General features: G+C 62.7%; 10 protein-coding genes. 8 read left to right on the top strand and 2 right to left on the bottom strand.

Features of this window, described 5'->3' with window-relative positions; genetic code table 11:
* Nucleotides 1-48: 48 nt before the first annotated feature.
* Complete coding sequence (locus JQ567_RS33040) at nucleotides 49-258, top strand: cold-shock protein (RefSeq protein WP_192735591.1); 210 nt, start codon at nucleotides 49-51, stop codon at nucleotides 256-258.
* Nucleotides 259-370: 112 nt separating this feature from the next.
* Here the strand turns inward: JQ567_RS33040 and JQ567_RS33035 are convergent, their stop codons facing one another.
* Entirely contained in the window at nucleotides 371-1918 is a 1548-nt protein-coding gene (locus JQ567_RS33035; RefSeq protein ID WP_212442694.1) for a long-chain fatty acid--CoA ligase, read from the bottom strand.
* Between the two features lie 776 nt (nucleotides 1919-2694).
* A complete protein-coding gene (locus JQ567_RS33030; protein ID WP_212442693.1) occupies nucleotides 2695-3903 on the bottom strand; it encodes an ABC transporter substrate-binding protein in 1209 nt (402 codons plus the stop codon).
* Nucleotides 3904-4076: 173 nt separating this feature from the next.
* Here JQ567_RS33030 and JQ567_RS33025 point away from each other — a divergent pair, with 173 nt between their 5' ends.
* The 7 genes from JQ567_RS33025 to JQ567_RS32995 all read left to right on the top strand — a co-directional run bounded on the left by JQ567_RS33025 (nucleotide 4077) and on the right by JQ567_RS32995 (nucleotide 12934).
* The gene (locus tag JQ567_RS33025) at nucleotides 4077-5231 is read left to right on the top strand and encodes an acyl-CoA dehydrogenase family protein (protein WP_212442692.1); all 1155 of its coding nucleotides are present in this window, start codon (nucleotides 4077-4079) and stop codon (nucleotides 5229-5231) included.
* Nucleotides 5232-5391: 160 nt separating this feature from the next.
* On the top strand, nucleotides 5392-6555 hold the full coding sequence (locus tag JQ567_RS33020; RefSeq protein ID WP_212442728.1) for an acyl-CoA dehydrogenase family protein: 1164 nt from the start codon (nucleotides 5392-5394) through the stop codon (nucleotides 6553-6555).
* On the top strand, nucleotides 6555-7211 hold the full coding sequence (locus JQ567_RS33015) for a glutathione S-transferase family protein (RefSeq protein ID WP_212442691.1): 657 nt from the start codon (nucleotides 6555-6557) through the stop codon (nucleotides 7209-7211). Before JQ567_RS33020 ends, JQ567_RS33015 begins: the two co-directional genes overlap by 1 nt.
* A 246-nt stretch (nucleotides 7212-7457) precedes the next feature.
* Nucleotides 7458-8276 carry a helix-turn-helix domain-containing protein gene (locus JQ567_RS33010; RefSeq protein WP_212442690.1) on the top strand — a complete coding sequence of 273 codons (819 nt, stop codon included), beginning with the start codon at nucleotides 7458-7460 and terminating at the stop codon, nucleotides 8274-8276.
* A 109-nt stretch (nucleotides 8277-8385) separates the two neighbouring features.
* Nucleotides 8386-9252: a 3-keto-5-aminohexanoate cleavage protein gene (locus JQ567_RS33005; RefSeq protein ID WP_212442689.1), complete on the top strand. Its 867-nt coding sequence runs from the start codon at nucleotides 8386-8388 to the stop codon at nucleotides 9250-9252.
* A gap of 98 nt (nucleotides 9253-9350) precedes the next feature.
* On the top strand, nucleotides 9351-10967 hold the full coding sequence (locus tag JQ567_RS33000; protein ID WP_212442688.1) for an acyl-CoA carboxylase subunit beta: 1617 nt from the start codon (nucleotides 9351-9353) through the stop codon (nucleotides 10965-10967).
* 5 nt (nucleotides 10968-10972) lie between these two features.
* Nucleotides 10973-12934, top strand: coding sequence for an acetyl-CoA carboxylase biotin carboxylase subunit (locus JQ567_RS32995; protein WP_212442727.1), 1962 nt, complete (start codon nucleotides 10973-10975; stop codon nucleotides 12932-12934).
* Nucleotides 12935-13127 lie beyond the last annotated feature (193 nt).

Genomic DNA, 13127 nt, shown 5'->3' with positions numbered 1-13127 from the left:
CGGAGGTCGTGTGAGCAAAGCGCATTCGCGCATCTTGGAGATAGTTACATGGCTACCGGAACAGTAAAGTGGTTTAACGCGACCAAGGGTTTTGGCTTCATTCAGCCCGACGATGGCGGAACGGACGTGTTCGTTCACATCTCGGCTGTCGAACGCGCAGGCCTGAGCTCGCTCAACGAAGGTCAGAAGATCTCGTTCGAAGCGAAGAAGGACCCGATGCGCGGCAAGACCAGCGCTGAGAACCTTCGCGTCGACTAATAACGGTTGCTGATTACGGATTACCACGGATGTACTGGGATCCTCTAATTAGCCTCTGATACAGAAGCCCGCCGGTGATGAACCTGCGGGCTTTTCGTTTGTCGGCACGCGATCACGAGGCAATGGCCTTATCGGTCGGCTTCAACACGCTGAAATTCTTTCGCAGCGTCGGCTTGTGAATCTTTCCCGTCGCATTGCGCGGCAGCGCGTCGACGAACTCGATCACCCGCGGGCACTTGAACCGCGCCAGATTGGCCTGGCAATGCGCGTGAATTTCGTCGGCTGAAAGCGTATGGCCGGGCTTGATCGCGACGATCGCCATGCCGACCTCACCCCATTGCTCGTTCGGGATGCCGATCACGGCGGCCTCGGCAATGGCCGTCAATTGATGCAGCACGCTCTCGACCTCGGCCGGATAGACGTTCTCGCCGCCGGAAATGTACATGTCCTTCCAGCGATCGACGATGTAGTAGAAGCCCTCTCCATCGACGCGCGTGGCGTCACCGGTGTGCAGCCAGCCGTCGGTGAAGGATGATTGGTTGGCGTCCGGCCGATTCCAGTAGCCGGGCGTGACGTTCGGTCCCTTGACCCAGAGTTCACCGAGTTCGCCGACATCGGCGTCTGACCCATCGGGGCGAACGATCCGCACTTCCGTATGCAGCACCGGCTTGCCGGAGGAGCCGGCCTTGCGCGCGGCGTCCTCCTTGTCGAGCGTCAGCACCGCGGGGCTGGTCTCGGTCATGCCGTAACCTTGCTGCAGGGCGACGCCGCGGGCTTCCCATATTTTCAACAGCGGCACCGGCATCGGCGCGCCACCGACACCGCCGATCACGAGCCGGCTGAAATCGGCTGCAGCAAACGACGGATGCTGCGACATGAACTGGTAGATCGCAGGCACGCCGAAGAACTGGTTGATGCCTTGGGAGGGATCGCTGATCAATTGCAGCGCGAGCGCAGGATCGAACACGCGCATGATCAGCACGGTGCCGCCGGCGTGCAGCACGGGATTGGTATAGCAATTCAGCCCGCCGGTGTGGAACAGCGGCAGCACCGTGAGCAGCACCGACGACGGCGAGATGTACGCGGGACCGCCGAGATTGACGCAATTCCAGAACGTCATGCCGTGGGTGATGATCGCACCCTTCGGCTGACCCGTGGTGCCCGAGGTGTACATGATGGTCGAGATGTCATCGAGCGTGACCATCTCCGCGCGATCGAGCGGTTTTGACGCGGCGATAGCCGCCTCATAGGTGCCGCCGGGACCGAGCAGCAGTGCCGATGAAACGTTGCAGAGTTTGGCGACTGATAGCGCGACCTCGGCAAGGTCGGTGTCGTGGATCATGACTTTTGGCGAGGCATCGCCGACAATGAACTGCAGCTCGGGTACGGTGAGGCGGGTGTTGAGCGGCAGGAACACGGCGCCGATCCGGAAGCAGGCGAACTGCACCTCCAGCGTATCGGTCGTGTTCAGCGCCAGCACCGCGACACGGTCGCCACGCGCGATCTTGAGTTTGTCACGCAGATGCGTGGCGAGCAGCGAGATCCTCGCATCAAACTCCGCATAGGAAAGCCGGCGCTGGCTGGCGAGGTCGATCGCCGCGATTTTATCCGGCGTACGGCGGCCGAAATGGGCGATCCAGTCGTAATAGCGGACGGACAAGGCTTCCTCCTGACGTCGCGCGGTTCTTGCGCCGCTGGTTTTGCTTGATGGCATTTCTAGCAGTTGAGAGGTCATATGGGGATGCTGTCTTGCGTGGAGTGGCTGAGGGTGGGACGCGACGCACCAGCCGGTTTAGATAGATCACGCGTCGTCCCGGCGAAGGCCGGGACCCATACGCCGTGGCACTTGTTTTGCGGAAGGTCTCGAACGCCAGCATTCTCGCCGATGGGCTGCGGCGTATGGGTCCCGGCCTTCGCCGGGACGACAGGGATAGAATCACGCAAACACACCTTCGCGATCTCGCGGCTCGATTCGCCCGAGGCTTGCTATCGAATTTCCTTAACCCTCCAAACAGAGGGCGCAGGGAATGTCGGGTGCGCACTGCACCCGCGGTCTCGTGTGCAAACTGTGCAAAAAAATGCGCACACGAGCATACAGGGCAGCGGAGGCATCCGACATTCCCTGCGCAATGGCTTTACGGCTTACTTCGTGCTCTCCTCGGTCGGGCCGAGCTCGTTGTCACCGTCGCTCCTCCGAAGCGTTAGCCTCTTTGGAACTTGACGCCAGCATCGGGGCGTCGGGACCACACGACTTCACCGTACGCTCAAGCTGCACGCGTCAAGCGCAACCTCAGCGTCCACCGCATCCCATCCCGCGCTTATGACGATCGCGAAACGCCCCTCGTACCGGGACGGGACCCAATCGATATATTGCTGAGTCGGGCTCGGGTCAAGAAAAATTTCCGTAAATCAGAAATTGTTCTTGGGGGAGTCGCTTCACGAACCCCGCAGCAACTCGCTGATGACGTTGAACTGGTTGTCGCGAAACTCGACCATGTAGCCGTCCTTGATGGGCCGATAGTCTTTCGGTGAGGTGTTGAGCTTGACGCCCGGCATCAGCAGCGGCAGTTGCACATCCCTGAGGTTGGCGGCCTGCGCCATGATGTTCTCGCGGCTCAGATCGTTCTTGCATTGCTCCAGCACCACCACCAGCGCCTGGGCGACCATGTAGCCATATCCGGCGGCGAAATTCGCCGGATCGACATTCGGCACCCGCGCCTTCATGAATTCGCGGTAGGCGACCAGGTCGGGATCTTTGGAGTCGGCCGCATAGGGCTTTAGCGATCCGACCGACATGATGCCGCTCGCGGCTTCGAGGCCCGCCGGCACCATGACCGTCTCCTTGTTGGCGCAGCCCGAGGAGATGAATCGGATCGGCCGCCAGCCGGTCTCATAGGCCTTGCGGATGGCCTGCGCGCAGGCGCGCGGCGTCACGCTGTAGATCAGGAAAACGTCGGCCTTGGTGTTGGCGAGCGTCAGGATCTGCGAATCCACGCTCGGATCGGCGACTTCGAAGCTCGATGCCAGTGCGATCGCCTTGTCGGCGTCGGCCCCAAGCGCCTCTTTCACGCCGCGCAAATAATCCTTCCCGGCGTCGTCGTTCTGGTAAAGGATCGCAAAGCGTGCGTTGGGATTTTTGGCGCGCGCATAGCGCACGTCGATGCCGGCTTCCTCGACGTAATTCGGCGCCCAGGGCAGCGCCATCAGCCAGGGCTGGTTGACCGGATCGTTCCATTTCGACGCGGATGAGATCAGGAACAGATGCGGCACCTTGGCGCTGTTGAGGTATTTCGCGGTCGCTGAACTCGGCGCGGTGCCCATGGTGCCGAACATGAAGGCGACGTTGTCGCTTTCGACCAGCCGCCGCGTCGCCTCGACCGTCTTCGGCGGCGAAAAGCCGTCGTCGAGCGAGACCATGTTGAGCTTGCGCCCGTTGACGCCGCCCTTTTCGTTGATCATGTCGAAATAGCCGGCAAAGGCCTTGCCGACGACGCTGAGCGCCGAGGCCGGGCCGCTATACGGCATGATGTTGCCGAATTTGATTTCGGTAGACGTGATGCCGGGTTGCTGGGCGAAAGCCGCTGATGATGCGGCGAGCGACAGCGCCAGGAAAATGGCCGGGACAGATTGGCTCGATCGGATCATGCTTCATCTCCCCGGCGTTTTGCCGATTTTGTGTTATTGCTTTTTTGCAGAAGGCTAGGGCATGGCCGGGGAACCGGTCTTGCGTTGAGTTGCTGGCGCTGGCGCCCGTCAGCCGCTCAACGCAAGTTTACGTAGGCCGATTCAGGGCATCGTGATTCCGTCGGGAGGACAGCATGCTGGAGCGGACAAAGGCGAACAGCCCGTTTTACAACGCGGATCACGAAGCGTTTCGCGACGTGATGCAGCGCTTTGTGACGCGTGAGATCGAGCCCTATGCCCATGAATGGGACGAGGCCGGCGAGTTTCCGCGCGCGCTCTATGCCAGGGCCGCCGAGATCGGGTTGCTTGGGCTCGGTTTCCCCGAGGAATATGGCGGCGTCGCTGCCGACCAGTTCATGAAAATCGTGGCCTCGCAGGAACTCGCGCGTGCCGGCGCCGGCGGTGTCAGCTCCAGCCTGATGAGCCACACCATCGGCTCGCCGCCGATCGCGCGCGCCGCCCGCCCCGAGATCAAGGCGCGGGTGCTGCCTGAGGTGCTGTCGGGCAAGAAGATATCGGCGCTGGCGATCACCGAACCGAGCGGTGGCTCCGACGTCGCTAATCTCCGCACCAAGGCGCGCCGCGACGGTGACCATTATGTCGTCAGCGGCGAGAAGACATTCATCACCTCGGGCATACGCGCCGATTATCTCACGGTCGCCGTGCGCACCGGCGGAGAGGGCGCCGGCGGCGTCAGCCTGCTCCTGATCGAGGGCGATACGCCGGGGCTTTCGCGCACCAAACTCAAGAAGATGGGCTGGTGGGCGTCGGATACCGCGACGCTGCATTTCGACGAATGCCGCGTGCCGGTGGAAAACCTGCTCGGCGAGGAAGGCCAGGGCTTCAAGCTGATCATGCACAACTTCAACAGCGAGCGGATGGGCATGGCGGCGAGCTGCACGGCTTACGCGCGCGTCTGCGTCGAGGAGGCGATCGCCTACGCCAAGGAGCGCCAGACCTTTGGAAAACCGATCGCGCAGCACCAGGTGATCCGCCACAAGCTGGTCGACATGGCGCAGAAGGTCGCGGCCTCGCAGGCGATGCTGGAAATGCTGGCGTGGCGGCTCGGGCAGGGCGAAAGCCCGGTCGCCGAAATCTGCATGATGAAGAACCAGGCGACGCAGACCATGGCGTTCTGCGCCAGCGAAGCCGTGCAGATTTTCGGCGGCGCCGGCTTCATGCGCGGCATCAAGGTCGAGCGCATCTACCGCGAAGTAAAGGTCAATGCGATCGGCGGCGGGACGGAGGAGATCATGAAGGATCTGGCGTCGAGGCAGATGGGGTTGTGAATTCTCGTCATTCCGGGGCGCGTCGAAGACGCGAACCTCAGATGTGCAATTGCACATCGGGGAATCTAGAGGTGAGTTAAATAATATCAAGATTCTCAGATGCGCAATTGCGCATCTTAGTTCGGCGCTTTGCGCCGCCCCGGAACGACAGGGAACAAAAATGCTCTTCACCGCCGACCACGACGAACCACGCCGGGCCTTGCAAAAGTTCATCGCCGCCGAAATCAATCCCTTCGTTGACGAATGGGAGAAGGCCGAACAGTTTCCCTCGCATGCGCTGTTCAAGAAGCTCGGCGATCTCGGCTTTCTCGGACTCAACAAGCCCGTCGAATTCGGCGGGCAGGGGCTCGATTACAGCTACGCGCTGATGATGGCCGAAGAGCTCGGCGCTATCCATTGCGGCGGCGTGCCGATGGCGATCGGGGTGCAGACTGACATGGCCACCCCGGCGCTGGCGCGGTTCGGCTCCGATGAAGTGCGCCGTGAATTTCTGGCGCCCGCGATCGCGGGCGATGCGGTTGCCTGCATCGGCGTGTCCGAACCGGGCGCCGGCTCCGACGTCGCCTCGATCAAGACCAATGCCCGCTCAGATGGCGACGATTACGTCATCAATGGTGGCAAGATGTGGATCACCAATGGCGTGAAGGCGGACTGGATCTGCCTGCTTGCCAACACCAGCGATGGGCAGGTCCATCGCAACAAGTCTCTGATCTGCGTGCCGATGAAGAGCAAGGGCGTCGAGGTCGCGCGAAAGCTCGACAAGATGGGCATGCGCTCGTCCGACACCGCGCAGATTTTCTTCGACAATGTCCGGGTGCCCAAGCGCAACCGCATAGGCGAGGAGGGTAAGGGCTTTACCTACCAGATGGTGCAGTTCCAGGAGGAGCGGCTGTGGGGCGCCGCAGCATGCCTGAAGGCGCATGAGTACATTATCGCCGAGACCATCGAATACACGCGCAACCGAAAAGCGTTCGGCAAGACCATCCTCGACAACCAGATTGTCCATTTCAAGCTTGCGGAAATGCAGACCGAGGTCGAGCTGTTGCGGGCGCTGATCTACCGTGCCGCCGAGGCGCTGATCGCGGGCGAGGACGTCACGCGTCTTGCGACCATGGCAAAGCTCAAGGCCGGACGGCTGGGCCGCGAACTCACCGATGCCTGTTTGCAATTCTGGGGCGGCATGGGCTTTATGAACGAGACACATGTCAGCCGCGCCTATCGCGACAGCCGCCTGACCTCGATCGGCGGCGGCGCCGATGAGGTGATGCTGACGGTGTTGTGCAAGATGATGGGCACGCTGCCGGGAACCATAGGAAACGCCTGATGATCACACTTTATCACTGCGACGGGGCGCGCTCGTTCCGCCCGCTCTGGATGCTGGAGGAGCTCGGGCTGCCCTATGAGCTCAAGATGCTGCCGTTTCCGCCGCGGGTGTTCGCCAAGGAATATCTCGCGATCAATCCGCTCGGCACCATTCCCTTCATGGTCGATGGCGAGACCAAGATGACGGAATCGTCCGGCATCTGCCACTACATCGGCACCAGATATGGTCCGACGCCCCTGATCGTGGGGCCGGACGAGCCCGGCTATGGCGCGTTCCTGAACTGGATGTATTTTTCCGACGCCACGCTCACCTTCCCGCAAACGCTGGTGCTGAGATACAGCCAGCTCGAGCCGGAGGAGCGGCGCAATCCGCAGGTGGCCGGCGACTATGCCAAATGGTTCCTCGGGCGGCTGCGGGCCGTGGAAGCCGCCACCGGCAAATCGGAAACGCTCTGCGCGGACCGCTTTACCGCCGCCGATATCGCCAACGGCTATGCGTTGCGGCTGGCCGGAAATATCGGCCTGGCCAAGGATTTCGGGCCCAATGTTGCGGCCTATTGGGCGCGGTTGCAGGCGCGTGACGGTTATAAGCGGGCGGTGGCCGCCGAGCAAAAGGCGGGCGTCGAGCAGAATGTGGCACCGCGGGTAAGGAACTGACGCACCCTCCGTCATTGCGAGGAGCCAACGGGTCGCGCGAATGCGCGCCCGATGACAGGCTCCGCGACGAAGCAATCCATCTATCCGTTATTCGGCGCTATGGATTGCTTCGCTTCGCTCGCAATGACGGCTTTTGTCGGCATTTGCGGTCCCTGTTTGGGCCAATTCTCGTCCGTGACAGCCTCCCATTTTCCGCTATGGTTGCCCTATCGCAGCGCCCCAAGAGCCGCGCGAGGAGGATGCACCATGGACGACATCGGCCGGAAATCGGGCCATCTGATGCTGATCACTCCGGAACGCGTGTTCTACGCGGGCCTGCTCGGCCGGCCGCGGGAACGCTGCTCGGGTGCGTTCAACATCTATGTCGCGATCGAAGGCGGGTTATGGCTTACGGCCGATGGCCGGAACAGCCACGCCGAAATGGTGGCGGTGCTGCCGAACACTGGGCATACCATCGCCAGCGACTATCGTTCGGTGCTGAGCGTCGTGATCGAGCCGGAAAGCGTTTGTCCCGGCGTCATCGAAGACCTCGCCGGGCGGCTGTCGGGGCCTGAAGGCAAAGCCTTCGCGGAGCGCATTCGCGCCGCCTATCTCGCCTTGCGCGAGCACCATGCGGGCGAGGATTTCTCCAGCGCCGAATTCGACTTTCTGTGCCTTGGCGAAGCCCTCCCGCAACGCGTGCTCGATCCACGTGTGACGCGCGCCATACTGCAGATCGGACGATTCTGCGGCGAACCGGTGACGGCCGCGAGCTGCGCCGAGGAAGCAGGCCTCTCGCCGTCGCGCTTCCTGCATCTGTTCAAGGAAGAGACCGGAATCTCGTTCCGCTCGTTCCGCGCCTGGAAGCGGGCGCGGCATTTGCTGCATTTCGCCAACCAGGACATCAATCTTGCGCATCTCGCGCAGGACATCGGCTATCCCGACTCCACGCATTTCAGCCACTCGATCCGCCGCTTCTACGGCTTGAAGCCGCGCGCGATCTTTTCCGGCTCGCGCGATCTGGCGATCTACCGCAGCAATCGCACCAGCGGCGCCAATAGCGGGTGGACGCAAGAAGCGGGCTGATGCGGGCCGCATGATCGGCAGCGCATGATCCGGAAAAGTGTGAAGCGGTTTTCCGAACGGATCATACGCAAAACAAGGGCGATTTCCGCCCATTTTCGAAGGCTGATCGATGAGCGACAAGGCCGTCATTACCTGCGCGCTGAACGGCGTGCTGACCGACCCGAAACAGCACAACGTGCCTGTCACGCCCGAACAGATGGCGCGCGAGGCCAAGGCCGCCTTCAACGCCGGCGCCAGCATCATGCACATCCATCTGCGCCAGCAGGAGCCGAACAAGGGCCACCTGCCGTCGTGGGAAGTCAGCGTCAGCAAAGAGATTCAGCAGGCGGTGCGCGAGGCCTGCCCCGGCGTCATCATCAACCACACCACCGGCACGTCAGGCCCGAATTACGGCGGCGCGCTCGATTGCGTGCGCGAGACAAAACCCGAGATCGCGGCCTGCAACGCAGGCTCACTGAATTACCTCAAGGTGAAATCCGACAACACCTGGGCCTGGCCGCCGATGATGTTCGATAACGCAGTCGAGAAGGTGCAGGCCTATCTCGACGTGATGAAAGTGGCGGGCACGATCCCCGAGTTCGAATGCTTCGATGTCGGCATCGTGCGCTGCGTCGGCATGTACCGGCAGACCGGCATGTATTCAGGGCCGCTGGAGTATAATTTCGTGATGGGCGTCGCTTCGGGCATGCCGGCCGATCCGGATCTGCTGCCGATCCTGCTCAAGCTCAAATTGCCGGAAGCGCACTGGCAGGTCACCGCGATCGGCCGCGCCGAAATCTGGCCGCTGCACCAGCGTTGCGCCGATCTCGGCGGTCATTTGCGCACCGGGCTGGAGGACACCTTCTATCTCGCCGACGGCACCAAGGTGACCTCCAATGGCCAATTGATCGAAGCCATCGCCGCCTGCGCCCGCCGCGCTGGGCGCGAGATCGCCAGCCCCGCTGAGGCAAGGCAGATTTTTGGGACGAGGCATTAATTAATTGTCGTTCCGGGGCGATGCGAAGCATCGAACCCGGAACCTCGAGATTCCGGGTTCGTCCTTCGGACGCCCCGGAATGACGACCAGGAACATTCATGGCCATCATTGAATCCACCATCGCCCCAAGCAGCGCCGGCTACAAGGCCAACCGCGACGGCATGCTGGCGCTGATTGCGCGGATGCGCGGGCTTGAGGAGCGGACGCGCGCCGCCTCCGCCGCTGCCAAGGACCGCTTTCACAAGCGCGGCCAACTATTGCCGCGCGAGCGCGTCGCGCTGGTGCTCGATCCAGGCTCGCCCTTCATCGAATTGATGACGCTGGCGGGCTACATGTTCGACGTGCCGGATGCCGACAAGAGCATCCCGGGCGGCGGGGCGATCGCCGGCATCGGGTTCGTCTCCGGCATCCGTTGCATGGTCAGCGCCAATGATTCCGGCATCGACGCCGGCGCGTTGCAGCCTTATGGCCTCGACAAGACCTTGCGCGTGCAGGAACTGGCGCTGGAGAACAAGCTGCCCTACGTGCAACTGGTCGAAAGCGCCGGCGCCAATCTGCTGCGCTACCGCGTCGAGGATTTTATTCGCGGCGGCAATATCTTTCGCAACCTGGCGCGGCTGTCGGCGGCGGGACTGCCTGTGGTCACGGTGACGCACGGCTCGTCGACCGCGGGCGGCGCTTACCAGACCGGGCTCTCCGACTACATCGTGATGGTGCGCGGCCGCACCCGCGCCTTCCTCGCCGGGCCGCCGCTGCTCAAGGCGGCGACGGGCGAGATCGCGACCGAGGAAGAGCTTGGCGGTGCCGAGATGCACACCTCGATTTCCGGCCTCGGCGATTATCTCGCCGAAGATGACCGCGACGCGCTTCGGATCGCGCGCGACATCATGACCAATATGCAGTGGGACCGGCCAAAACCGGCTGAAACCTCGTACCGGCCGCCGCGCTATGACGCGGAGGAACTGCTTGGCATCATGCCGATGGACCACAAGCGTCCGGTCGACATGCGGCAGGCCATCGCGCGCTTTATCGACGATTCCGATTTTACCGAATTCGGCAGCAATTACGGCCCCGCCACCATCTGCGGCCACGCCCGCATCGAGGGGCAGGCGATCGGCATCATCACCAATAACGGTCCGCTCGACGTGCCCGGCGCAAACAAGGCGACGCATTTCATCCAGGCCTGCTGCCAGTCGCACACGCCGCTTTTGTATATGAACAACACGACCGGTTACATGGTAGGCAAGGCCTATGAGGAAGCCGGCATGATCAAGCACGGCTCCAAGATGATCCAGGCGGTGACCTCGGCCACGGTGCCGCAGATCACCATCTATTGCGGCGCCTCGTTCGGCGCCGGCAATTACGGCATGTGCGGGCGCGGCTTCCATCCGCGGTTTTGTTTCTCCTGGCCCAACGCCAAGACCGCGGTGATGGGCGGCGAGCAGGCGGCGGAGACCATGGCCATCGTGACCGAAGCGGCCGCCGCGAGGCGCGGCAAGCCGGTCGAGAAGGAAAAACTTGATGCGATGAAGGCGCAGATAACAGGCGTGTTCGACGGCCAGATGGACGTGTTCTCGACCTCGGCACGCGTGCTCGATGACGGCGTGATCGATCCGCGCGATACCCGCAGCATCTTGTCCGAGGTGCTGGCGATCTGCCGCGAGGCCGAAGCCCGCACGCCCCAGCGCATGCAATTCTCGGTCGCGCGGCCATGACGATGATGAAGCCGACGCCGTTCTTCAAGATCCTGATCGCCAATCGCGGCGAGGTCGCATTGCGCATCATGCGCACCGCGCGCCGTCTCGGTTATGGCGTGGTCGCGGTCTATTCCGATGCCGACCGCGACGCGCTGCATGTCCGCGAAGCGGATCAAGCCGTGCGGATCGGCGAGGCGCTGCCGGCGCAATCCTATTTGCGGATCGAGGCGATCATTGCGGCGGCCAAAGCCAGCGGCGCCACGGCGGTGCATCCCGGCTACGGTTTCCTCGCCGAGAATGAGGATTTTGCGCAAGCCTGCCGCGATGCGGGGCTGGTGTTCATTGGGCCGTCGCCGGAAGCGATCCGAGCGATGGGCAACAAGGCCGGCGCCAAGGAGATCATGGAAAAGGCCGGTGTGCCCTGCGTGCCCGGCTATCAGGGCGCCGACCAGAGCGGCCCTGTCATGCTGGCCGAAGCCAAAAAGATCGGCTTTCCCGTGATGATCAAGGCGGTGGCCGGTGGCGGCGGCCGCGGCATGCGGCTGGTCGCGGATGCCGTTTCGTTTCCGGATGCGCTGCGTAGCGCGCGGTCGGAAGCGCAGGGCGCGTTCGGCGATCCCACGGTCATTTTGGAACGCGCCATCGTTAATCCCCGCCATATCGAAATCCAGGTGTTCGGCGACCGTTACCGCAATGCCGTCCATCTCGGTGAGCGCGATTGCTCGGTGCAGCGGCGTCATCAGAAGCTGATCGAGGAGGCGCCATCGCCGGCGGTGTCGCAGCGGCTGCGGGCGCGGATGGGCGCGGTCGCGGTGTCAGCGGTGAAATCGATCGGTTATGAGGGCGCCGGCACGCTGGAATTCCTGCTCGATAGCAGCGGCGAGTTCTATTTCATGGAAATGAATACGCGGCTGCAGGTCGAGCATCCCGTCACCGAGGCGATCACGGGCCTCGACCTGGTCGAGCTGCAACTGCGCGTCGCCAGCGGTGAGCCGCTCGGGCTGGTCCAGGAAGACATCAAATTCTCCGGTCATGCTATCGAGGTGCGGCTCTGTTCGGAAGACGCAGGCCACGATTTCATGCCGCAATCAGGCACGATGGCGTTGTGGCAGATGCCTGACGGTATCCGGGTCGAACATGCGCTGGAATCCGGCTGCGAAATTCCGCCGTTCTATGATTCGATGATCGCCAAAATCATCAGCCATGGCGCTACCCGCGATGAGGCGCGGGGCAAGCTGATCGTTGGTCTGGAGCAGGTGGCCGCATTCGGCGTCACCACCAATCAGGGCTTTCTGATTTCATGCCTGCGCCATCCCGGTTTTGCCGCGGGTCAGGCGACCACGGCGTTCATTGGCAGCCATCGTGATGAATTGCTGGCGCCGCGCAAGGATGCCGCTTCGGAAGCCGAGCTTGCGGCGTTGCTGCTGTATGTCACCGATCCCTCGGCGCCGAAGTGGAAGCCCGGACGTTCGCTGGCGGCGGCGTTCCCGGTTCCCATTCGTGTCGAGATCGACGGCGCGGTCCATGAGATCGAGATCGTGCGCGAGCGCGACGGCAGCTATCGCGGTCTCAACAACACGCTCTATCGGATCGAAGTTCACGCCGTCGGCGGCGACACCATCCGCTTCAGCCGCGACGGTCTTGCGGAGTCCGTCAAACTCCTGCGTGACCGGGATCGGCTCTATTTCCTGCACCGCGGCGCCACGATTGCGGTTCGCGACCTGACGCTGGCGGCACCGGTGTCGGCCGCGGCCAGCGGCGGCGACGGCAAGGTGCGCGCGGCGATGAACGGCCGCGTCGTGGCCGTGCTGGTCAAGCCGGGCGATCAGGTCGCGGCCGGCCAGCCGGTGATGACGCTGGAAGCGATGAAGATGGAGCACGTGCATACGGCGGGTGTTGCGGGCACGGTCGCGGCCATCGATGTCGCCGAAGGCGAGCAGGTGACGACGGGGAAGATCGTGGTGGAGATCGATGCGGCTGCGTAGCCATGTCGTCCCGGGCTTGACCCGGGACCCATACGCCGCGGCGGCTATTGTTAAGCACAATGGTCAACAGCTTTTTCTAGCAACATATGACCGGGGTTATGGGTCCCGGCGTTCGCCCTAGGGCATGCACACATCTAGTTTATTGGGGATTCCCGAATCGGCATTTTGTGTGATTCATATTGCGACACTTCGG

Origin of the sequence: Bradyrhizobium sp. AUGA SZCCT0431 (assembly GCF_018131065.1) — a bacterium.
Taxonomy (GTDB): Bacteria; Pseudomonadota; Alphaproteobacteria; order Rhizobiales; family Xanthobacteraceae; genus Bradyrhizobium.
This window is presented reverse-complemented; position numbering and strand designations above follow the sequence as displayed.